Origin of the sequence: Arthrobacter sulfonylureivorans (genome assembly GCF_022637435.1) — a bacterium.
Classification (GTDB): Bacteria; Actinomycetota; Actinomycetes; order Actinomycetales; family Micrococcaceae; genus Crystallibacter; species Crystallibacter sulfonylureivorans.
Window position 1 is genome coordinate 1763446 of sequence record NZ_CP093326.1, and the last position, 23634, is coordinate 1787079.

General features: G+C 59.9%; 12 protein-coding genes and 3 pseudogenes. 14 read left to right on the top strand and 1 reads right to left on the bottom strand.

Annotated features, from left to right (window positions below; genetic code table 11):
- Positions 1–3: 3 nt before the first annotated feature.
- From MNQ99_RS08400 to MNQ99_RS08455, 12 genes and pseudogenes are all read left to right on the top strand, one after another.
- Positions 4–1587 (top strand): glycosyltransferase family 4 protein, encoded by a 1584-nt coding sequence (locus MNQ99_RS08400; protein ID WP_241915099.1) that lies wholly within the window; start codon positions 4–6, stop codon positions 1585–1587.
- On the top strand, positions 1584–2483 hold the full coding sequence (locus MNQ99_RS08405) for an ABC transporter permease (RefSeq protein ID WP_241915100.1): 900 nt from the start codon (positions 1584–1586) through the stop codon (positions 2481–2483). The genes MNQ99_RS08400 and MNQ99_RS08405 overlap by 4 nt, the downstream gene beginning before the upstream one ends.
- The gene (locus tag MNQ99_RS08410) at positions 2467–3369 is read left to right on the top strand and encodes an ABC transporter ATP-binding protein (protein ID WP_241915101.1); all 903 of its coding nucleotides are present in this window, start codon (positions 2467–2469) and stop codon (positions 3367–3369) included. Before MNQ99_RS08405 ends, MNQ99_RS08410 begins: the two co-directional genes overlap by 17 nt.
- Before the next feature lie 194 nt (positions 3370–3563).
- On the top strand, positions 3564–5279 hold the full coding sequence (locus tag MNQ99_RS08415; RefSeq protein WP_241915102.1) for a glycosyltransferase: 1716 nt from the start codon (positions 3564–3566) through the stop codon (positions 5277–5279).
- Positions 5280–5289: 10 nt separating this feature from the next.
- Positions 5290–5457, top strand: a pseudogene (locus MNQ99_RS19195) (UDP-N-acetyl-D-mannosamine dehydrogenase); the annotation flags it as partial.
- A 123-nt stretch (positions 5458–5580) separates the two neighbouring features.
- Complete coding sequence (locus MNQ99_RS08425; protein ID WP_241915103.1) at positions 5581–6438, top strand: hypothetical protein; 858 nt, start codon at positions 5581–5583, stop codon at positions 6436–6438.
- A 95-nt stretch (positions 6439–6533) separates the two neighbouring features.
- A complete protein-coding gene (locus MNQ99_RS08430; RefSeq protein WP_241915104.1) occupies positions 6534–8420 on the top strand; it encodes a glycosyltransferase family 2 protein in 1887 nt (628 codons plus the stop codon).
- Complete coding sequence (locus MNQ99_RS08435) at positions 8417–10744, top strand: glycosyltransferase family 2 protein (protein WP_241915105.1); 2328 nt, start codon at positions 8417–8419, stop codon at positions 10742–10744. The genes MNQ99_RS08430 and MNQ99_RS08435 overlap by 4 nt, the downstream gene beginning before the upstream one ends.
- 1 nt (position 10745) lies before the next feature.
- Positions 10746–11618 (top strand): alpha/beta hydrolase, encoded by an 873-nt coding sequence (locus MNQ99_RS08440; protein ID WP_241915106.1) that lies wholly within the window; start codon positions 10746–10748, stop codon positions 11616–11618.
- Positions 11619–11864: 246 nt separating this feature from the next.
- Positions 11865–15959, top strand: a complete 4095-nt coding sequence (locus MNQ99_RS08445) for a glycosyltransferase (protein ID WP_241915107.1) — start codon at positions 11865–11867, stop codon at positions 15957–15959.
- Positions 15949–16776, top strand: coding sequence for a hypothetical protein (locus MNQ99_RS08450; protein ID WP_241915108.1), 828 nt, complete (start codon positions 15949–15951; stop codon positions 16774–16776). The genes MNQ99_RS08445 and MNQ99_RS08450 overlap by 11 nt, the downstream gene beginning before the upstream one ends.
- A gap of 127 nt (positions 16777–16903) precedes the next feature.
- The gene (locus tag MNQ99_RS08455) at positions 16904–19084 is read left to right on the top strand and encodes a glycosyltransferase (protein ID WP_241915109.1); all 2181 of its coding nucleotides are present in this window, start codon (positions 16904–16906) and stop codon (positions 19082–19084) included.
- Positions 19085–19656: 572 nt separating this feature from the next.
- Here the strand turns inward: MNQ99_RS08455 and MNQ99_RS08460 are convergent.
- Positions 19657–20153: pseudogene (locus MNQ99_RS08460) on the bottom strand (transposase); the annotation flags it as partial.
- Between the two features lie 483 nt (positions 20154–20636).
- Between MNQ99_RS08460 and MNQ99_RS08465 the strand changes: the two are divergent.
- Positions 20637–21743 carry an IS110 family RNA-guided transposase gene (locus tag MNQ99_RS08465; protein ID WP_241915110.1) on the top strand — a complete coding sequence of 369 codons (1107 nt, stop codon included), beginning with the start codon at positions 20637–20639 and terminating at the stop codon, positions 21741–21743.
- A 757-nt stretch (positions 21744–22500) separates the two neighbouring features.
- Positions 22501–23455, top strand: a pseudogene (locus tag MNQ99_RS08470) (transposase).
- Positions 23456–23634 lie beyond the last annotated feature (179 nt).

The window sequence follows — 23634 nt, forward strand, 5'->3', positions numbered from 1 at the left end:
GGCGTGCTGCCGCCGCTGGGCGCCTATGTCGCTGGCGATCTTGACGTTGCCCGCAAAATGCTCCAGTCGGCTGCCCGCACCGGGGCTTCCGACCTTCGCGCCCGGCGACTGGCGGACGTAGCCACTGCTGCCGGTATGACGGACGTGGCTGACAACCTACTGCGGAATGTGGCTCTCGGTACCATCGGTCGCAGCGGTACCATGGCCAGGCGCCGCTGGTACGACGGCGACATGGCCGGGGCGGTAGACGAGTTGGGCAGCGGTGCGCGCCGGGAGCAGCGCCAGCGGCACCAGTTGGCCAGCGAGCTGAAGGTCTTCACCGGATGGACACCCCAGTTGGCACCGGTGGATGGTTACGTACCAGAAGCCCGGACGGTCCTGCATCTGCTGACCAACTCCCTGCCGCATACGGGCAGCGGTTATGCCCAGCGTTCGCATTCTCTGCTTAAAGCCCAGCATGAACTCGGCTGGAACGTCCATGCCGTTACCCGAACGGGCTATCCAGTACAGGTCGGACGTCTTTTCGCACAGCAAAAAGACGTGCTCGACGGCGTGGTGTACCACCGGGACCTGCCCGCCACTTTGGCGTCTGGTTTCGACTGGCGCCTCCAGCAGCAGGCGGATCGCCTGCTGGCTCTCGCCTTGGATATCCGGCCCGTCGTTCTGCACACAACCACCCACTTCGTCAACGGTCTGGTGGTCGCCGCAGTCGCGGGCGCGCTGGGAATCCCCTGGGTCTATGAGGTCCGTGGTCAACTGGCGGATACCTGGGCTTCCACCCGCGCGCCCGAGGCACGGAGCAGCCAGCGCTACACACTGTTCCGTGAGCGCGAAACAGCCGTGATGCACCAGGCAGACGCAGTGGCCACACTCGGGGCGACCATGAAAGGGGATATCCTAAGCCAAGGCCTAAGCTGGGAGAAGGTGCTGCTGCTGCCCAACGCGGTCGGAGACAGTTTCCTCACCGAGCCTCACGCGCCGCACGAAGCGAGGCGACGGCTGGGTCTACCACAAAACGGGACGTTCATCGGGACAGTCAGCAGCCTTGTTGACTACGAAGGCTTGGACGATCTGCTCAGGGCCTTCGCCCTGCTGGCCGGTGAGAATCCAGATCTCAAGTGCTTGATCGTCGGGGATGGGGTCGCTGCGCCCAGGCTCAAGAGTCTCGCAGCGGAGCTGGGCGTCTCCGCACGCGTCCTGTTTCCTGGGCGGGTGCCCCGGACCACGGCGCATTTGTACCACCAAGCATTGGATGTTTTTGTTGTGCCACGAAAGGATCTCGAGGTGACACGTAGCGTCACTCCGCTCAAGCCGATAGAGGCGATGGCCTCTGCGCGTCCGGTGGCTTCCAGCGACTTGCCGGCCCTGCGCGAAGTCGTCTCGCCAGGCAGATCCGGATTATTGTTCAGGGCAGATGACCCCGCCGACCAGGCCGCTGTTGTCGGGAAACTGGTGGCGGATGCCGCCTTACGCTTGAAGCTGGGACAGATGGGACGGAAGAATGTTTTGGCAGAACGAACCTGGTCAGCCAATGCAGCGGTTCTCGGCCGGCTTTATTCCGACCTCGCGGGTGATCCACGACCGTGACTGAAAACAAACCCCAAGCAATAAGCATCACACCGTCCCAAGAGACGGTCACCGTTCCGGTCAACCTGAAAAAACTACACCGGATCGGTGCACGCCCAGACTTCACGGATTATCTGGTCCAGCTGTGGGACAGGCGCCAGTTCATTGGCTTCGATGCCCAGGCTCGCGTGCAGTCGGCCAATGACAAGGACAAGCTGGGCAGTCTTTGGCTGATCCTCACACCGCTGTTCAACGGACTGACGTACTACTTTGTCTTCGGCATGCTATTGGGGACAGGCCGTGGCATCGATAACTTTGTAGGTTATCTGGTGATCGGTATTTTCACCTTCCAAGTCTCGGCCGGGGCGTTACTGCAGGGCGCCCGCAGCCTGGTCTCCAACGAATCCGTCATCAAGGCATTTACGTTCCCGCGCGCTGCCCTGCCGATAGCGGTGAACCTGCGGGAATTGCTGTCGGCGATTCCGTCCACCATCGTTATGCTGCTGATCGTGCTCATCGCTGCGCCAGTAGAGGAGATTACCTGGCGCTGGCTGCTGATCATCCCCGCCATTCTCCTCCAGCACCTATTCAATCTCGGGATTGGCATGCTGCTGGCCCCGTTCCTGTACAAGGTTCATGACATCGGGAATCTACTTTCTTTCCTGACCCGTTTGTGGATGTACAGTTCAGCGGTTTTCTACAGCTTGGACCGCTTCAAGGACTACCCAGTCTTGGTTAAAGTTCTTGAGGCGAACCCCCTGTACATCGTCATCGACATCATCCGGGATTCCGTCCTTTATGCCACCACACCCAGTTGGCAGAGCTGGGCGGCCCTGACCGCGTGGGCCTTGGGCCTACTGTCCATCGGATTCTTCGTTTTTTGGCGCCAGGAGGAATCTTATGGCCGTGTCAGCTAGTGGTGTCCGTTGGGATGCCGAGCCGTCCGTGGTGGTCGACCAGGTGGACGTTCACTACCGCACGAAACAAGACTCATCGCCGGGCGGGCTCTCGGGCCCGGGTCTCCTAGGCGGCATCCGCCGTCGAATGAACCATTCCGGAAACGCCGTCAAACACGCTTTGCATCAGGTCAGCTTCGTGGGCTACAAAGGCGATTCCATTGGGATAGTGGGCCGCAACGGGTCCGGGAAGAGCACGCTGATGCGCGTTCTTGCCGGCTTGACACTGCCGACAGGCGGTGCGGTGTACGCCCAGAGTCAGCCGGTGCTTCTCGGAGTGAACGCAGCCCTTATCTCTTCTCTCTCCGGTGCTCAAAACATTCGTCTCGGGTGTCTGGCAATGGGCATGCGAGAGGACGAAGTAGACAGTAAGTTTGCCAGCATCGTCGACATGTCGGGGCTGGAGGATGAGATCAACCATCCGATGAACACGTACTCCTCGGGCATGGGGGCGCGGCTTCGTTTTGCCATCGCATGTGCAGTGGACCCGGAGATCTTGCTGATCGACGAAGCACTGAATACCGGTGACGCTCAGTTCAAGCAGCGTTCCAAGCAGCGCATGGATGTCATCCGGGAGCAGGCCGGGACCGTTTTCCTGGTGAGCCACAGTCTTGGAACCATCAAGGACAACTGCAATAGATGTATTTGGTTGGACAAGGGGGATTTCGTGATGGACGGTACACCTGAGGACGTGACCAAGGAGTATCACGACTTTGTCTGGCGCATGACTGAGGGCAACAAGGACTACGGCATGCGGATTCGCAATGAAATCATGTCCAGCCGTCCTCATCTGCAGGTCGAACTGCTCGAGAGCGGTTGGCGGAGCGCCAAGGCCGTCAGCAAATGACGGCCTTCTCTAGCGCAGCATCCCTGAGGCGTGCGCTCTGGCATGTGCGCCACGGTGGAGTAGCGGCACTACGGCGGCACTTAATCCGCCAAGATCCTGTTGCGGCTGGTCCCCGCCTTCTGCCCGCCCTCACCAAGTCCGTGCTCCGAATCCGCCCGGGTCGACCCAAACTCGAACCCGCGGAACATATGGCTGTGCATCCAGCCAACACGGCAGTGCATGCCGGCGTCATTCTGGACGAGTTTTCCTTGGCTGGGTTCGAGTGGGAATGGAACTGCACGCCATTGCGTCCCGGACTGAGCCAAGCCGAAGTAGCTGAACTTGGGCTGGACCTGGTGCTGATCGAGTCGGCGTGGGCCGCCAACGAGGGTGCGTGGCGCCACAAACTGCTAGGTAGCCATGGGCCGTCCCAGCAAATCCGAGAGCTCATCGCGGTCGCAAAGGCCCTGAATCTCCCGGTCGTGCTATGGAACAAGGAAGACCCACCGCACTACCAGGACTTCCTGCCGCTGGCCCAGCTCTGCGATTACGTCTTCACCACCGACGAGAACATGGTGCAGCGATATCGCGAAGACCTGGGGCACTCCAACGTGGCATGCTTGCCGTTCGCTGCCCAACCGAAATTACACAATCCGGTACGGCCAAGGCACGGTTGGCAAATGCGGGACGTGGCCTTCGCCGGCATGTATTTCGCCCACAAATACCCGGAACGGCGCGAGCAGATGGACATCATCCTGCCCGGGGCCGCTGAAGCCTGCAACGGGCGCGAATTCAGGTTCGACGTCTTCTCCCGCCAGCTGGGCAAGAACCCCGAGTACCAGTTCCCGAAGCCCCTGGAGAAATTCGTCGTTGGATCCCTGAGCTATCCCCAGATGCTCACCGCCTACAAGGCATACAAGATCTTCCTCAACGTCAATTCAGTGGTGGACTCGGCCACCATGTGTTCGCGGCGGATCTTTGAGATGACGGCCGCCGGAGCGACCGTTGTGACCACGCCAAGTCCCGCAGTCGACCACTTTTTTCCTCAAGGAGAATTGCCAGCCGTTCACAATCGTGACGACGCAGCCAATACCATCCGCACTCTGCTGAAGAACCGCGAGTATGCAGAGCGGCTCGTCCACCGAGCCCAGCGCCGTATTTGGTCAGGACACACGTACCGCGACCGGGCGGAGCAGATCCTGCGGGCAGTTCGTCCGGAATTGGCAGCCGGAACGGACAGTCCGGTCGTTTCCATTCTCGCCTCGAGTATCCGGCCCGCCCAAATGGACCATGTCATTGAGGGCGTCGCCTCGCAGCGAGGTATCACAGTGCAGTTGATCTATGGTGCCCATGGTTTCGATGTGGACAATGATCAGTTCCGGCGGAAGTGCCGTGCAGCAGGAATCATGGACGCCGTGGCGGTGGAGCTTCCCTCTGATGTGACTTTGGGGGAGTGCCTTAACACTCTTGCCGGCCTAGCCTCCGGAGAGTTTGCCGCGAAGTGGGATGACGACGACCTCTATGGCCCGTGGTACCTGTTTGACCAACTCCAGGCGCTGAACTATGCCGATGCCGATGTTGTCGGAAAAAGAGCCCATTACATGCATCTGCAGGGTCCGAATGTCACAGTGTTGCGAAATTCACAATTCGAACATCGATACTCCCACTTTGTTGCGGGTCCATCGCTAGTTGGGCGCCTGACGACTTTTCTTGAGCACCCTTTTCCCGCAGTTAACCGAGGCGAGGATACGTCCTTCCTGCGAAGTGTTCTAGAATCGGGAGGAAAGATTTACGCTTCAGACCGTTTCAACTACTGCCAGGTGCGTGCCGCAGACCACACAAAGCACACATGGCAGGTTACGGCCAATGAGTTGCTCGCTACGTCTGCCATTAAGTTTTTCGGAAATCCCGTGGAACAGATCTTTTTATAGGGGGTCCATTATGGTGAACGCCACGTTCGACTTGGCCGTTATCGGTTTGGGCTACAGCGGACTGCCAACGGCGGCCACTTTCGCCAACCACGACAAGTACGTTGCCGGCGTCGATGTAAAGCTGTCCACGGTGGACCCCATAAATCGCGGGGAGGTCCCGTTCGTCGAACCGGACTTGGGTCCAGATCGGTTGATCGATAAACTTGTAATAGACACCCGCGGGGCCAGGCGGCAGCCCGACGGGTTGGAGGCTGAGCTTGCCATCATTTCCGCAGCCGTTCTGGCCAAGTAAGAAGTGTCAATGACGGGAACCGGCATCAGCTCCAGCGTTCACGAACGGGTGCGGAAATGGCAGGTCGAGGCGGGACTGCCGAGCGCGGATATCTGGCAGCCCCGGCAAACTAGCAACGGAGTTTTGACCATCCTGGTTGATGCCCGTAGCGCGGACGCACGCACGACGGCGCTGACGATCGCATCGATCTTTTCGGGCAGCGTGCAGCGCTCTCCCCTCCAGATACTCATGCCGATGTCTGCGGACTCGGCCATGCTGGAGGAGTGGCTCGCGTCGGAACACAGCGTCCATTTTATCCGGGGCCTCGAAGAGGTTGCGGCGGGGGACCAGTTCCTATTGGTGTGTCCTGCAGGGATCATGCTCGGCACTTATTCCGTGGAAGCCGCCTTGGAGGCGGCAGAGGAAACCGGCGCCGATCTACTCCGCGTGGTGGTGGACGGCGCCAGCGGCACGTTGGAACTCTGGAAGGCTGCTGCACTTGAGGCGCACAGTTCTTTGAATGGTGCGGAGCGAGCCATCCGAAACTTGAACGGCGAGCGGTGGGTATCCGGAGCCAGCCTCGGTGTCCATGCACTGGGACGACCTGCGCCCAAACAGTTCCTCCGCAAAGGCAGAGCTGGAAAGTTCGATCTGCACGTGGTCGTCAAGGACCTGAAGGATCCAGCCACCCGGCTGGACTACGAGCATCAAGTGCGCCGGCTTGAAGCGGAACTCGCCCGGGTCAAGCGACATCAGTGGCAGAACGCCACACGGGGCACCTCACCAGGGACGGCCTTTTTGCCGTTCCACGCCCTCCGAAAAGGGCCACGCTACCTCGTATCGCGAGCGGCCGCCCGCTTGCGTCGCCTGAATGCCGGGATGAAATAGCGGTGGTACTTGCCAACACCTGGGTCGGCAGCCATGACTTTTCGCCACCCCAACTAGCCAACGCACTTGGCTTCGGTCCAAAGGCATTTAACTGGGTGTTCGAGGATCTGACAGACCCCCAGAGCCTCGCGTCCGCCTCGGGATCGCAGCAACGGTGGCACGACAATTTCGTTCTCGCCGCACATTCGATTGCCCAGGCAAGGCAGTGGCTGCCCCTGCTGACGCTGTCCGGCAAGGCCCACCGGGTTCATTTGGTGCTGCAGAACGACGGCGGAGCGCACCCGCCACCATCACGGCCCACAGTCGCGCAGCTGGGCGTTGGGCTGATGGTCTCGGCCTCGGCAACGGCGGGCGGCTATGCATCCATCACCGTGGCGGCAGGTAAATGGGTAGATGTCCACCGAGCGGTAACGGCAGCGCTGATGCATCTGCAGGAGGGCCGCCCCGGTTCAGTGCTCCGGGGTCTGCGGGTGGGTATCACGGATTCGGCCCACGCAGCCTGGGCCGCCGGCGATCCACTGGCCCGCTCCCTCTCCCCGGACCTGCTCGAACCGCCCGAGGACGATATCTTCCCGGTGGACATGGTCGTGGCGGACGACGAATTCGAAATCGCTTCCATTCGGAAACCAGCAGGTTTCGTCCTACCTGCAGAGGGGCTAGCGGATCACAGCGGTTGGTCCATGGCGTTGCCGCCGGTGGATGTGCGTTGTGTGTCTCCGCGCGGCTTCATTCCCCATCCTGAGCGTGGCACGCTGCGTGCAGGCTTCGATGCGAATGGCGGCGTGAGCTTCACCAACCCCGATGACGCCAATGCCGGCGGGCTCGTTGCCTCGCTCCGTAGCGGGGAGCCGCTCAGCGAGCACACTATTGCCGCGCTACGGCCCTACAGCTATGTGGACGTCTCCGCGCTGCTCGATGCAGCCGACCAGCGTGCCGCCGCCGTCGTCCTTTCATCCTTAGCCACGGCCGGTGTGCCGCTGCTGAAGGCGAGCGACGCGCCTGCCTTGCGCTTGCTCGGGCCTGACCTCGCTGCCGCCATCTCGGCTTTCGACGCACAGGACTCAGTGTTGCTGCGGGAATCCAAGTCGATCGACATGCGCCGGCTGGCGTTGGGACTGTTTGAACCGTCCGCACGCTGGAACCACTGGGCCGCAGCGGCCGGAATGCCCCGGCAGGAATCAGAGACAGTCAGCGTGGTGCTGGCCACCCGCCGTGCGGACCGGATCCGCGGAGCGGTGCGTCAAATCGAGCGGCAGTGCTGGCCGGCAGTGGAAATCGTGTTGGTGCTTCACGGCATCGAACTGCCCGATGAGGAGCTGAATCAGCTGCGCAAGGATTGCTCGCGTGATCTGGTGGTCCGGAAAGGCGGTCCGGAATTGGTCCTGGGAGAAGTGCTGAACCTCGGTGTTCGAGCAGCCAGAGGCGAGCTCATCGCCAAGATGGATGACGACGACTGGTATGGGCGACACCATCTGCGGGACTTGGTCCACGCGCGCCGCTACTCCGGCGCGGTGCTGACCGGAAGCCAGGTCGAGTTTGTTTATCTGGAGGATCTGGACATTCTGACCAGGCGCCCCTCAGAGGGGGAGCGCTACTCGGACCATGTGGCTGGCGGCACCATGTTGATCTCCAAAGCAGACTTAACCGACGTCGGCGGCTGGCGGCCAGTGCACCGTGCGGTCGACCGTTGCCTACTGCAGGCGGTGGAGGCAGCCGGAGGCAGCATCTACCGCAGCCACGGTCAGAACTATGTGATGCACCGGTACAGCGATGCCCCGGGTCACGGGGGGCACACGTGGGCCCCGGAGACGGAGACCTTCCTGCAGAATTCCAGCGAGCAATGGGACGGGTTCTTCCTGCCGCCGCAGATCGACGCCGTGTACATCGACTACCGCCCGCCGGGCCGACATGCGGGGCTGTCCAGCATCTTTAGTGGGCCTAGCCTGCAAACCGCCGTCTCGGCAGGGGGAGGGCGCAAATGACGACTCCGGCCACCAAGAGACGCGGCCACCGCCTGCAACTGGCCCGTGTGGCAGTCCCACTGGCCGGGCTGTCCGCTCTTTCCTTCACTGTGCTTGTGCTGCTCGGGCTGCTCTTTGACTCCATGCACCTGCTCCTGTTGGCGGTGATGGTGATGGTGCTGCTGGTTGGAGCCGGCATTGCCATCTCCTACCGGCGTCTGGCACAGATCGCGATCTCGACCAGGGAAATTTCCCAGCAGTCCTCAAGCTATCTGCGCTCGGCCGGACTGGAACCGGATTCTCTCGCTATGTTCCCCCAGTTCGGTGCCCTGGGATGGTTTCAAGAGCACAGCCCGCTGAGCACGACACAAATTCTGCAACGGCTGACCCGGATGCGGTCGATCCAGGGCCGTGACCTCCTGAGCCTGAAAGCGACCAGGGGGCGCTGGAATTGGTCCTCGCTGGAACGGGCGCTGGAAAGTTATAGGCTCGGCGGTAACGCACGCCTGTATGTGGAACAACACTTGCTGGCTGCAGCAGGACTTCCACTGGCCCAACTGGCAGACCTATGCTTTCGTCAGAACGTCAGCCCATTGGACCAGCTCAACGCTGGCACGATGTACCAGTTGGTACTCAGGGCTCGGGGCACTGATCTTTTCGAGGGAAGTAGCCGTGCAGGTTTCCTATTAGAGGCTCTGGCGGCGACCGGCCGGTATTCGGAAGCCGAACGTCTGCTATCGCTCTTCGAGCCCGAGGACAACCGCCAACACGACGTGACACTCTTCCGTGCCAACTTCCGCAACCCGTTCCGGCGCCCCGAGATGGGGTTCGACGAGTGGTTGGAAACCATTAACGCCGTCTACCGCGCCGAAGGCTTGGCTGAGCTACGACTGGTTCCGGGAGAGGGGGAACCAATTCTGCGTTTAGCCACGACGGATGTTCCTGCCGTCGAAAATGGCCCGCTGGTGAGCATCCTGATGCCAGTCTTCAAGCCGGACGCTTACGCCGAATTGGCCGTCCGATCGGCGCTGGGGCAGACCTATCAAAACATCGAGATCATCATCGTCGACGACGGGTCCGGCGAAGAATACAAGCACCAGTTGGCGCGCTGGGCGGCCCTGGATCCCCGCATCACAGTGGTGCACAATCGGGTAAACTCCGGGGCGTACACATCCCGGAACATGGCCTTCCAACGTGCCAGGGGCGAGTTCGTCACGGTTTTCGACGGCGATGACTGGCAGCACCCGCAAAAGATTGAGCGCTTGGTGGCCGCGGCGGCGGAACAGAGCGATCACCGACTCGTCTCCGCGCCGTGGGCCCGGGTCAGCCCCCAGGTGTACTTCCACTACCGCGGCTGGCGTGGCGCCTTCATTACCCCTGCCCACGTCTCCACTATGTTTCCAACGGCCGTTATCCGCGAAAAGCTCGGCTACTGGGACACAGTCCGCAAGGCCGCCGACGGCGAATTTATCCTGCGTTACAAGCTCATAGTCAATCCCGAGGACGCACTGGAGATTAGCGAAGCACCGCTCACGCTTTCTCTGGTCACCGACTCCAACCTTTCGGTCGAGGACTTCCGCCTCGGCTTCCGCGTCCCGGACCGGAGCGCGTACCGCGAATACTACGGTCGCTGGCACCAGCAGATCGAGGCCGGGAAGCACAACGGCTACCTGCCCTTCCCGCTGCTGGAAAGGGCCTTCGCCGCCCCCGGCAAGTACCTGCCCGTCCCGGTCCGCAGCAGAGAAATTGACGTTCTATTCGTCGGGGATTTCAGTTCCGGTGGCGAGGAGTCCTCGCTGCTGCTTGGGCATGTAGAGGCAGCGCGGGGTCTAGGCCTCACGGTGGGCGTCCAGCACAAATACAGTCTGGGACGCGATGCGTCCTTTGGTCCCGCGTTCACCGATCGCTTCCTGGAAGCCTTTCGCAGTGGAGAATTGCAGCGGGTTGAGATCACGGACGTTGTGGCAGTCAAACTAGTCCTGATTTATGATCCGACTGGATTCCAGTTCCACAGTGCATTGCTTTCCAACGTTGGGGCAGAGCAGGTGGCAATCCTTATCCAACACGCCCCTGAATCTGATACGGGGCACCATTACGAGGTAACAGCGGTGGCCGAAAACGTGCATAAGGCATTCGGTCGCCATCCGGTATGGCTTCCACTTACGAGTGCAGTTTTTACTCGCGTTCAACCGCTGGTTCCAGAGGCAATGCTGGCGGCACAAGGATGGAATGAGCTCCGGTCAACGCTTGTCAACGGCGGGGACGAGTGGCCCTCCATTGATAGGATTGTCCGGTTTGCTGGTTTGCGAGAAGCACATCCTGAGGGGATCAATGCGGGGGAATAATATGGAGTGGGACGAGCGGAATGCCGTTGCCATCCGCTACATCGACCATGCCAAGGCGATTGACCATACCGCCGACGAGGACCTTGAGTACGTGGTTTCTTCGCGGCAGGAGGACGGACTCCCCATGTGCGCGCTTTATACGCCGAGCGCGTCCGAAACCTTGGTCGTTTCCTTCCATGGGTCGCTGCAGCGTTCCAAATACCGGCTTCCCCGCTTTGAGTGGCGCAAGACGCTGGGCGAATTGGACGCAGGCAAACTGTTGATCGCCGATACGACGTTGGAGCTCAATGAGACGATGCCGCTGGGTTGGTACATCGGCACAGCCCAACAGAACTTGAGTGACGACGTCGCCGCCATGATCCGCCAGATCGCGGCCGACGGAGGCTACAACCGCGTGATACTCGCGGGCTCCAGCGGCGGTGGCTACGCCTCGCTGGCAGTCTCCCGCCGGCTCCCGGGAACAGTTGCAGTGTGCTTTTCACCGCAAACCCGCGTCGGTGACTATTACAAATGGGTGTACAAAGCCCTAATCCGCGCCGCGTTCCCGGACTTCGCATCGATTGATGCCGTCGAGGCGCAGTTCCCCGAGTCGGTTAACCTCCGCCGCCTCTACGCTGAGCAGGAAATCGATAACTTTGTGCGCTACGTTCAGAACTCCAACGACATCAGGCATGTGCAAGCACACTACACTCCGTTCGCCGAGGCTAGGGGAGTCGACCCGGCCACCGGCGGCATCGATGCATCTGGACGCGTGCGTCTGCTGCTGGAATCAATGCAGCAGGGGCACCAACCGCCGTCCCGCGGGCGTTTTCTGCGACACATCAGAGATGCGCACGAAGATTTCTTTGGCTGCGCGATTGGACGTGGGTATTAGTGAACGTTCTCGCCAGCTTGCGGGCACCATATAGAGACATCCTTCCGAAAACCTGGCGGGGCTCTGTATTTTTCGGTCCGCTGCTCGACGTGGCACTTTCTATAAGTTTTGGCGAGAATGATTCCGGTGACGCCTTGCGCTGTATGCCCGTGGGTAGAATTCCGAGTCGTACTCCCGTCCACCTCCGACTTTCGTAGCTTTTATGTTTCCCTCGCCACCTATGGCGCGTCACGAGATTGCAGGTTTATGAAGTTCAAGATTGTCAATTACCGGGCCGATCGGATCAGCGGTTGGGTGTACGAGCCGGACGCCGATCAGGGAAATGCGGTCCTGGACGTCGTGGTCAACGGGGAGACAGTCTCCGCCCTTACCTGCAACATCTTCCGCGACGAACTCTCGGCTGAGGAGTTCAGAACCCGAAATGTGGGTTTCCTGGGTAACTTGCCTCCGCAGTTTTGGACCGGCGAAGAGCACGACGTCGCCCTCATCCACCGCGGGACAGGCAATGTCCTCACGCAGAAGAGGATCAGTACGGCTGATGCCCGGATCGCGGGCACGAAAGGTCTCAGCGCCGACTTCCTGGTCACGCCGCGGGGCCAAGTGGCCGGGTGGGCATGCGCCGAAAATCAGCCAGCATATGTCCGCGTGACCGTGGATGGCAAGGTTATCGACCAAGCGCGAACTGACCGTCGTGCCCTTCCGTGGAAGCGCACGACGGTGAAGTTCGACGGACCTGTCGGATTTATGTACGGGGCGCAGATTCCTTCCGAGTTCTTCGACGGTCGGGTACACCGCGTCAAGATCTTCGCTGGGGGAGAGCCGCACGCTCCCGTGTCTGTTTTGGATCAGACACTGGAACTTGCCGCAGAGGATAGTGACGTCGCAGCGCGTGAAGCTCAGCGTCTTGTGCACGGTGCGCCCGACACCTCCTCCACCTGGATTAATCACGCCCAAGTTCGTCCCGAGATCGGCGTCGCGCATGTTGCACTGACAGAATGCTATGCGTCGATCACTTTGACGGGCCAGACGCAGCATCGGCGGCTGGCGCTGCGTCTGGGGGAGGCAGAAGTGATCCTCCACGCGCTTGCCGAGCCGTTTGAAGGTGACCTCAAGGGCGAGGGGACCCAGCGTTATGCCGGCGAGATCCCCCTTGAGGGGCGATTCACCGACTCCATGCCACTGTTCGAGCCCGGAGCCGAAATCGGCAACACCTTTGACCTCCGCTTGGGAGATTCTGCCGGCCGCAGGCCCTCGGGACTGCCCGAGAGAATCGTTCAGGACGCCGGCGGGGAGTTCATGCTCTCAGAGTGTGTTCTCGACGGCGGGGTGTTCACCGGGTGGGCATTCCACACGGACGGTCTAGATTTCCCCGTGGAGCTCGTCCTGCGTGAAGTCACTGAGACGGAAGAGACGGACATCCACCGGTCCTCGGCCGTCTTGAAGAACAAGCAGGCCAAACTGCAGCATGGCGTCCGCCGAGCGGGATACGCGCTGGCCCTGCCTTCCTCGGTTCTTGAGCGACGTACGGCCCATTTGCGCCTTGTTGCCGTCCACCCGCAGGGGGAGCGGCTGCTCTGGGAGGACCACTCCTTTTTGGCAACCGACAGCTTCTTACTTGCTCAGGCGCTGCAGGCGTCATCCTCGGAGTATGCAACTGAGCTTCTGAGCAATGCAAGGCGAGCTGATCGTCGAGAATTTGTCGAATCTTTTCTTGAGAATTACAAGCAGGCGCGGGCAGACATCAGCCTGGAAGAGCTCGAAGCGGCGATCGTCTCCGAGAAGAGGAAAGCCGGCGATGTGCTGGAGCCTGCGCGAGGGGCGATCTGGTACTGGGTTGAGGAGCTTCGCCTCAATCCAGGCCGGCTCCAGTGGTTTACCACTAACGCGATCCGTAATCGCAATGGCGGAGCCCGCGATGTCCTCGCCTACGCTGCCTCCAATGGCCGCCATGACTTTGGCCAGCTCCATGGGATTCTCGAGTCCTATCGAGCACAGTTCTTCCGAGAGTCCGCTGGCGGGATGTTGCGAGAGAAGCATTGGAAATCCGGTGTCCTCGCCATGGCTCGGTTCCTCTTTGCCGCTCCTCGAGACGAGACAGACCAGCTCGATGCTCTGACCCTCTACTCCATGCTCGAAGAATGGCACGGACTGAAGGAAATCACCGGCACAGATCGCGCCTTTTATGGGGACCTACTACGATGGCGCGGCGAGTTCGAGGAATCCGCCCGTGTGCTTAGAGTGGAAGATCCCGATATCGAGCATAATTACTCGCAGAACCTTTTGGCGCTCAACGCGGTCAATCCCAACGTGGCGGGAACGCCCGGCTACACCGACGTCTGGCTGGCTAGCTTCAACGAGCTGCTTGAAGAAGATGGCATTGCCCCAGTCTCGATGCAGGGAGGCATCAGCTTCTACAATGTCACCACGGACCTGCCCCCAGCCACTGAGGATCAGGATTCACCCCTGGTGACCGTGATCATGCCGATCTACGAACCCAGTGACGCAACCAACAGCGCGGTCGATTCCCTATTGCAGCAGACCTGGCGCAACCTCGAGATCATCATGATCGATGATTGCTCACCCGAGCAGGATGCTGACGGCTACGCCACTCCATACCGGAAGCAGCTGCAGGAGCTCGCTGAACGTGACCCCCGCATTCGTCTGGTGCTCAATGAGGTGAACCGTGGCTCCTACTCTGTGCGCAATGAAGCATTGGATCTTGCCACTGGTGATCTGATCACAGTCGCCGATAAGGACGACTGGCACCACCCCCAGCAGATTGAGCTGCAGGTTCGCGACTTTTTGGCAGCCCCCGATCGGGTGGCGAATATGACCAATTGGGTGCGCGTGGACGAACAGCTTACCCTGATGCTGCGCTCCGCCACCGGACGAGTGGTCTACCCCTCCATGGCCTCATTGATGTTCCGACGCGATCCAGTGCTGAAGGACCTCGGCTACTGGGACACCGTTCGAAAATCCGGCGACTCGGAGTTCAAGAGCCGCATCGAGAACTACTACGGCATCACCGTGGAACCGATCACCAAGGCGCCCCTGGCTTTCGCTCTCATGGACGGTGCAAACCTGACCCGTGATGACATGGGTGTGGGCTACCTCGCTCCGGAACGCCGGGCCTACCTTCGTGGCTATAAGAGTTGGCATCGCGAGATTCGGGAATCCGGCGAATCACCGTATATGCCGAAGTCACTGGAAGAGCGGCGCTTCGTCGCCCCGGCCGCTTACCTGCCAGGAGCTCGCACGGAGGGGCCCGCCCAATATGACGTGGTCTTCGCCTCGGAGTTCGGCTTCCTCGCCGGCAACTCCACTTCGCTCTTCAACGAGATCTCGGTCTGTCTGAGGGCTGGCCTCCGGGTCGGCGTGATCCCGTTCCAGAACGGTCTGATCCCATCGGCTTCCAAGCGGCAGTTCAGCCGCAACATCGATGACCTGGTTCTGACCGGCCAGGTGGACCGGCTGTCACTGGACACCGCAGCTGAGACTGACCTTCTCGTGGTCCGGTGGCCCACCGCGCTGCAGGTGGCGCCGGACGGGGCCGCTAGGTTGAAGCCGAAGAAGGCGGTCGTCGTCTCCAATCACCCGCCGTTCGAACCGAGCGGAGAGCGGCGCAGCTATGACATCGGCGTCGTCACCCGCAACATCGAGGGGCTTTTCGGCGTGCGGCCGCTCTGGGCCCCGCAGAGTGAGCAGATCGGGGCCATGATCGCGCCTCTCATGCCAGCCTCAGACCTGACAAGCTTCTCTTGGAAAGGCATCATCGAGCTCAAAGAGCAGGCTAGCCACAACCGTTACCGCGCGGGCAGGCCAACGATTGGACGGCATGCGCGTGATGACGCCGCAAAGTGGCCCTCCGACCGACAGGTTTTCAAGCAGGTCTATCCGGCTGACGGGTCTGCGAATGTCTGCATATTGGGAGGCGCCAAGGTGCCTGTGCGGCAGGGCTTCCTCCCGCGGAACCCGCCTTCCTGGGAGATCTATGCATTTAACGAGATCAGCGTGGAAGAGTACCTGTCGGAGAAGATCGACTTCTTTGTTTACTTCCACAGCGACGGCTGGCTCGAGGCCTTCGGCATGGCCATCCTCGAAGCTATGAGCTACGGGGTGGTCTGTGTTCTGCCAGGTCACTTTGAACCCGTGTTCAAAGATGCAGCGGTCTATGCGGAGCCGGACCAAGTCAATGATGTAGTCAACAAGTTGTGGGATCCAATGCGCTATGCACAACAGCAGCAGCGCGCGGTCCAGTTCATCGAACAGAACTGTACTCCGGCGGCGTATTTGAAGCGTTTGTCCGGTCTAGGCGTGGAGGTCGAGCAGTATGAAGGCTAAGAAGACATCGATCAAGCACCTGGACAGTGTCCCGCGCCATAACTGGGAGGGGCCGGCAGACCTCGACGTCCAGGACCGGGGTCTCTACACAGAACAATTCGAGGGTGAGCGGTTTGATTTCATTTTCGCCCCCAAACCTGAGACGGCGCGACTCATTGTGTTCTTCTCCGGAGACGCCAGAAGGAGCATGTTCGAGCCGCCAGTATTCCAGCGCTGGAGCTGGGCTTCCAAGTTCCCCGCTAGCTGCTTGTACTTCTCGGACCCCGCGCTCTACCACCACGACAACCTCGGGCTCGCCTGGTATGCAGGCAACAGCCAGGGCGACTACCTGGCGCACATTGCAGAGATTGTTGCCTCGGTAGCGAAAACCATGGGTGTTGGTGAGGATCAGGTCTTCTCCTATGGGTCCAGCGGTGGCGGATTCGCTGCGCTGCGCTTCGCACGTTACTACCGGGGACTACAAGTGATCGCGATCAACCCCCAGACGGACCTTTGGAAGTATCCCGTCAAGTGGACCACGCGCATGTCCAAGGTGTGCTACAGCGCCGATGACCTTGGGGGAGTGCCGCAAGATCAGCAGTATAAGTTCACAGCCCTTGATCCTGAAGTGATGGTGGGAGCACGTAGTATCTTCCTCGCTCAGAACATGCAGGACGTTGACCACTATGACAACCACTTCACGCCCTTCATGGAGTACGTTGAGTCCTCGGGATACGCGGAAAAGCTTACAACCCGTGAGTTTTCTGACGAGTCCGGTCACGCAGGTGCGGAAAACGAAGAAGTGTTCTCCGAATTGCAACAACACATAGTTCGATAATTCCGATACGAGTTCGCCTGATCCGCGTCGGTACACACGGCGACACCCAACTATTCATGTCGCTGTCATGAGTTTGGGGTGCCGCGATTGCCCCGCGGAAATGGCCCAGCTTTCACTAAGGAGCGAGATGGCTGAGAACTTTCCCTTGCCAAGGTTTGAGACTAGCTGGGGGTGGACCAACCAGTGGTGTCTCGGCAATACATCATCTGCACAAGTGGAGTTGACAGACGACGGCTTTCTAAGCGTAGAAAAATTAGCCGCTTACACTGTCCATTTGATACTCAACGGCGAGGCAGACGATCTCAAATCACTGAAACCCGGGTCTGGTGTCCAGCTACCCGCGAAACGTGGGCACGGAATAATTTTTGGTCTAGTTGCCGATGTTAGTGGCAGCGTCAAAGTTCAACTTGTTATTCATGAATTTTCACGGGACGGTAAGCGAATTTCGAGGGAAGTTGTGGACAATGGATATAGGTCCATCTTCATCGCGGACCCACGAGCTCACGCACTTCTTTTGACAGTTCGACTATCGGGGCTTGGCAGTCTCACGATCAAGCACCTCCAGGCGACAGAGCACGACGCAGTCGAGAGTGCAACCCCAGGAATCTACCCTATGGGCAAGGCAGTGGCGCCTAGTCCTGGTCTGGCTAGTGCCGGTGCGCCAGACATAGGTGCTGTCATGACCATCCGTAGGGCCCTAATGGATGCAGTGCCACTTCGATCAATCTTGACTGTACAAGAGTCTCTGCCGCTGGCGCTCGGACTGGTTTCTACCAACCACCTGCTGGAAGCAAAGGAAGTTGTCCGCGACTTCGATCTGTACTCGCAACTACCGCTTTCGGCCCTTCAAAAGATGCTCGCGCACGCGCGAGATACCGGATACCTGGTACACGCTCTAGCGTGCGCAGAGGAAATAGAGCGTAGAGGAACCAAACTTCCCGGCCGTCGTGGTGCAGACGAACTTGCGCGTGAATCTGACTTTCTCAAGAACCCATGGCGAATGATGCCAGAACTTGCTGCGGGAAAAAGCCATGATCCGGACGGACCGATACTACACCTGGTCGGTAAATGTTTCCCAAAGAAACAAAACGGCTACACAATTAGGACCAAACACACTGCCGAAGCCCAGTTTGAAGCTGGTCTCAATCCTGTTATAGCCGTCCAATCTGGCGGAATTAATAATCTTACGGACGAGCAACAGTTACTGGCAAGCAATTCACCTGTACGCATGATATCGCTTGGTGACAGTGCTAGGTCAGAATTGAAAATACGTGACTGGATAGAAGAAAATGTCAGCGCATTGTATGAGTTGGTTAAGCAATCTCGTCCGCGGGTAATTCACGCTCACTCCAATTTTGTTAATGTTGTTCTCGCGACTCATGTCGGTGAGGCACTTTCCGTGCCTGTCGTGTATGAGGTTAGAGGGATTTGGGAAGAATCGTGGCTCACTCGAACGGCGCAGACTGAACAGTGGCTTGCAACTGAAAACGGCATCGAGATGTTTGGCTTGCCGGAGTACTTCGAATGGACGGAAAAGGCTGAACGTGCGGCGAGGGAGCGAGTGTCACACATAGTGACTCTTTCGAAGACGCTGAAGGAATTCATCGTGCGCGATGAATCTCCTGGAGTCCAGGCCGGCGATGTTACGGTCATTCCAAATGCAGCGGTAAACCGCCAACCCCCTGGCGAGCTAGCGTCTCAGCAGATTCGGGGGAGTCTCGATATAAAGGGAGATGCGCTCGTCTTCGGATACATTTCTACGCTTGCAGCCCACGAAGACATCGAAACACTTATCGATGCTTATGAAATTTTCGCCAGAAGTGAGCCCGCAATCGAACATCGGCTCCTGATTGTCGGGGCGGGACCCAAACTGAACGAGCTTCAACAGGTCGTGCGTGAACGTCAACTGGACGGGGTAAATTTCACCGGGCGTGTAGATCACGAGAACGTAGCAAGTTATTACGCGGCCATAGATGTCTTTGTGACACCTCGTTCGATGGCTCGCGTAACTCAGCTGGTAACACCGCTTAAGCCGTTTGAGGCGATGGCTAGTGGCTGCATCAATGTGTTGGCCGACATTCCTGCGCTCCGTGAAGTGGGTGAGTATGGTGATGATACCGTTAGTTACTTTCCCCCCGGTGACCGTGAAGCGCTGGCAGACATCTTCAAATGTTTGGTCTCGAAGCCTGAAATATTTACGCCTGAACGGAGAAAAATGCGGATCGGGAAGAGCAGCATCCCTACTTGGCAAAGCAATGCAAAAATATACAAAGAAGTTTACGAGAATATTGCTATTAGTGTGAAATAGACTGCAGAAAGTGCGCAAGCGTATTCTCAGCGTATCGGTGCGACTTGAGAGGTGAGTATTTGAAAGCTTGGAGGCTGCCCCATATTGCCTTTCGGTGCCATTGATATTGTCGGTGGAGCCAGTGGCCGAGGATGTCGGCTTTTCGTGGATCGTGGGGAAATGGATTCCCGGGATGAGCGTCATGCCTCCGTCCGGGCGGCACTTCTGAACAATGTAACCGATTTGTAGTTGGTTGGGTTGGGTAGCCGAGCGCGAGGCGTTTGATGTTTTTGATCGCGGTGTTGTTGGTCGATCTTTCCCGTCGTGGCGCCGGTAAATATCGGCACCTCGATCTCCTTCCACCACCGGCAAACGGTGCGGTGGAGCCTGTTTCGAATCCGGCCGTGCAGCTGCTTAGACGAGTTCCTCGAGTACCTTCTTGGCCGCCGCGGCGGCCTCCAATGAGCGGTGCGCAGTAGGGCCCTGAGCTACTCCTTGACCTTCCAGACCGCTTGTAGAGTGCCCGGCGCATCGTCAACGGTGAAGTCCTCTTCCAGCTGGAGTGCCGCCCGCACCCTGAGGGTGTGTCGCCGGATTGGATAAATCGGGTCCAACGGCTGTTGCTGCCAAACGATGACTTCTTCAAGGACCTCATCGGTGATCTCCGAGAACGTCTCGCGGGAGAGCTCAGTGCCGATAGTGGATTCAAGATGGAGCTGGATATCGCGGATCTTCATTCCGCCCGCATCGAGGCTGAGGATCATGTCGTCCAGACCGCCGTTGCGGCGTGTTGCTTGGGCACCAGTTGCGGAGTGAAGGACACGTTATCATCGCGCGGTATAGCCAGCTTACGATTTCCGACTTAGCTGGCCAATGCCTTGGGAAAAGAGCCGTTGCGCGCATTCGGCAGCAACCGGGCCGCCGGATCGCCCTTCTCATATCCACGATATTCGGAGAGCTCTGTCTGGAGTCCGCGCTCCAGGACCGCCTTGATCATTTGGTTCAGGAAGCCGTCCTTCCCATGGATCTGAAAGTCCTCCAGGGTTGGGCGGGCCGGGCCGGGCCGGCCGGCCAGCCCGGCCCGCCGCATCCATTGATAGCAGGTGTTCCAGTTCAGCCTCAGCTGGCAGCGGTCTCGGCCACGCTGCCCAGGCGCACGAACACCCGAAAGAAGCCCCCTTCTGCGCCCATGTGCGCTTTCCCCGCGGCGTACCCGGAAGCAGGTCTCCCACCGGCAGGGTCATTAGGACGCAGTAGTACACATTGCGTTTTTAGACAATATGAACGGGACGGGTGATTGGCTCGCTGTCGGCCCCGGATGGCCATTATCGCCGGTCGGCCGCGTAGCGCCGGCTTGGCAGCGTCCGTCCAGTACAGCAGCAGGCGGCGCTCCCGCGGCCTGCTGCCCGGCGGTGATGTCCTGTATCCGGACGGACAGCAGGTATGTCCGTTCGCTGGAACCGGGGCCTTCCTTGTCACAGGTCCGCGGGTTGCCATCGGCTATCCCCTTTGCCCGAGGGGCTGCCGGGGGTGCAATGGTAGTGCCGCATGTGAAGCTTGGGAGGTCCCGGCTATGTTCGAGCATACTTTCATCGGTCTTGACGTTCACGCCGTCGACGTCGTTGGCTGCGCCCTCAACCCGGAAACCGGGGAACTCGTCCGGAAGACGCTGCCGCCTGACCCGGCGGTGGTCCTTCAATGGGTGCGGCGTTTTAAACCGCCAGTCAAGGCAGTGTACGAATCAGGGCCGACCGGCTATGTCCTGGCTCGGTTCCTGCAAGAAGCAGGCATCGATTGCGTGGTCGCGGCATCGTCCAAGCTTCTGCGAGCCCCGGGCGACCATGTGAAAACCGATCGCCGGGATGCACGCGTTTTGGCCGAGATGCTGGCCGTCGGCAGTGTCACCGAAGTCCGCATACCCGATGCCGAGACCGAAGCTCTCCGCGATCTCTCCCGACTGCGTGCGGCAGCGGCCAAGGACCTTGCCCACGCCCGCCAACACGTCAACGCCTTCCTGCTCCGCCATGGCATCCGCTACCCCAAAGACACCAAGTGGACCCTGGAGCATCATGCCTGGCTGCACCGACAGCGCTTTACCGACCCGGTTGATCAGTTCACCTACGACGCCGACCTGGAACAGGCCGAACTGCTCGCCGTTCATCTCAAACGCATCGATAAGCAGCTCATGGCCACGGCGTCACGCTGCAGGTATGCCCCCGTCATCAACGCGTTGATGTGTCTTCGCGGCATCCAGGTAACCACCGCGTTCGGCCTCGCGGTCGAGATCGGTGACTGGACCCGTTTCACCGGATCCTCCATCGGCTCCTACCTGGGCCTTGTTCCCAGCGAACAGTCTTCCGGCCAGTCCCGAAGTCAGGGCCCGATCACTAAAGCCGGCAGCACCTATGCCCGTAAACTCCTGATCGAAGCCGCCTGGCATCACCGCCGACCGTTCGCCCGCCCCGGCCTCAGGATGCTGCACCAACTGGATCTGGTCGACCCGGCAACCCGGATCCGCGCGCTGGAAGGGAACCACCGGCTGCACCGCAAATGGGAGCATTTCGATGCCCGGAAGAAGAAGTCCGTCAAAGCCAACACCGCGATTGCCCGCGAACTCGCAGGCTGGTGCTGGTCGCTGGCAGTCCCGCTCCAACTAGGAGAACCCATGAACGCGGCCTGACCCCCCCCAAGAACGTGCCCACCGGCCGACCGTGGCAGCGACGTGGCAAGCACGCGGAGCCAACCGGAGACGCGACTATGAGCAGGCGCCTGACACGCTCCGACGCTCGATTTTAGACACCCGAACGCTCCGGCCGAATAATCGTCATGCGGTACCCAACCCGCGAATATCAGTCTGACCATGCCAGTCGAAAATGACTCGCCCCGCTGCCGTCGATCAACCGTATTGGGCACAAAGGTGAGCGGCCCCGGAACCGAACACCCGGGAGCCGCTCACCTACGACTCTTGACAGCCAAACCTACATATCAGTCGCAGCTCGCCAGCAGCTGCTTTGACACTGATTCCCGCCTGCACAGACGGAAAGAACTCGTCTTTCTGCTGCAGGAATACTTCCTCGACCTGCGGGACGAACTCTTATTTGAGAACACGGTCGTTGCAACTCCCAAATTCGGGTGTTGCAACTGTGAGAGTTGTTCGTAGTTGGTCTGGGACTGGCTGGCAGGATGGATATCGGCCGTTCCACCCCGTGGACGTGACTCATGTTGCAACTGACCCCAGGTGTCCTTCGGTCGACTTGTCCGTCATCGGGGTGGTCCGACCGGCACCCGTCCGGCCCACCTACTAGGTAGCTTGATCAGAAGGTTGTCCACCCCTTGCGGGGCGTGACCCATCACAGTGTTGTTCCTTTGGTGACCTCTACCCGGACTGGTGCCGGCCGTTGACGGCCATGACCACATCCGTGAAGAGGAAGGTACGAATGACCGCCATGTCTATCGTTGCGCATGCCCATCCATTTGTCGTGGGTGTCGACACGCACGCCCGAAACCATGTCTACGCCATCCTCGACGCCACCAACGGCGCACTACTGGATACGCAGTCATTCCCCACCACCACAGCCGGGATCAACCGGGCCATCAACTGGGTCGCACGCCGGCAACCCACGGATTCCCAGTCGCCGAGGCGCCGCGAATGGATGCCAAGAAGCGCCGTGGCGTGGGCAAGTCCGATGCCCTGGACGCCCACCGGATCGCCATGGCCGTTCTGCCCCTGCCGGGGGACAAGCTGCGTCGACCACGCTTTCATGACGGGGTCCGCCAGGGCGTGAGGATCCTGGTCACGGCGCGGGGAGCCATGAGCAGGGACCGGACCCGGTCGGTCAACGCACTAAACGCACTGGTGCGCGGCAACGACTTGGGCATCGATGCCCGCCAGAAGCTCAACGGCACCCAGATCACCGAGGTCTCAAAGTGGCGTTCCCGCGAGGAAGAGCTTTTCTTGTCCATCGCCCGTGCCGAAGCCGTGCGGTTGGCCAAAAACGTCCTGGCGCTGGATGAGCAACTCGCGGACAACGAGAAGCGGCTGGACGAGCTGGTGAAGCTCAGCGAGGCCGCACCGTTACTGGAGGAGACGGGGTTCAGGGCGATCAGCGCCGCAGCACTTGCCTCCCTGGCCGGGGTGAATCCGATCCCAGCGTCCTCCGGGAACACTGTCCGGCACCGGTTGAACCGGGCGGTGACCGGTCCCTGAACAGTGCCTTGCACATGGTCGCGATCGTCAGGATGACCCATGACGGCGAAACCCGCGAGTACGTGGAGAAGAGACGCGCCGAGCGCCGTACGGACAAGGAAATTCGTCGCTGCATCAGACGCTACTTGGCCCGCCGTATCTACCGCGCGATCAGCGCGGCGGCAATAGCGACGAACGCGGCTTGACAGACATAGAAGAGTCGACCGCTAGAGCCCAAGATTCCTAAGTTGTGGTGTGGGAAGGCTACGAGTCGGGCGGGACCAAAGTGTTCGCGCGAAAGTTCACCACCGCTTCCCCTTCACTGCTGGTCCCGCTGATCATCCAGGGAGCGCTATTGAACGCGTCTGGAAGTGTTGAGCTCCCA

Excerpts from the sequence above, each read along its gene's own strand:
- MNQ99_RS08410 (WP_241915101.1), top strand. The coding sequence starts at position 2,467 with ATGGCCGTGTCAGCTAGTGGTGTCCGTTGGGATGCCGAGCCGTCCGTG.
- MNQ99_RS08425 (WP_241915103.1), top strand. The coding sequence starts at position 5,581 with ATGACGGGAACCGGCATCAGCTCCAGCGTTCACGAACGGGTGCGGAAA.
- MNQ99_RS08435 (WP_241915105.1), top strand. The coding sequence starts at position 8,417 with ATGACGACTCCGGCCACCAAGAGACGCGGCCACCGCCTGCAACTGGCC.
- MNQ99_RS08440 (WP_241915106.1), top strand. The coding sequence starts at position 10,746 with ATGGAGTGGGACGAGCGGAATGCCGTTGCCATCCGCTACATCGACCAT.
- MNQ99_RS08445 (WP_241915107.1), top strand. The coding sequence starts at position 11,865 with ATGAAGTTCAAGATTGTCAATTACCGGGCCGATCGGATCAGCGGTTGG.
- MNQ99_RS08450 (WP_241915108.1), top strand. The coding sequence starts at position 15,949 with ATGAAGGCTAAGAAGACATCGATCAAGCACCTGGACAGTGTCCCGCGC.
- MNQ99_RS08455 (WP_241915109.1), top strand. The coding sequence starts at position 16,904 with ATGGCTGAGAACTTTCCCTTGCCAAGGTTTGAGACTAGCTGGGGGTGG.
- MNQ99_RS08465 (WP_241915110.1), top strand. The coding sequence starts at position 20,637 with ATGTTCGAGCATACTTTCATCGGTCTTGACGTTCACGCCGTCGACGTC.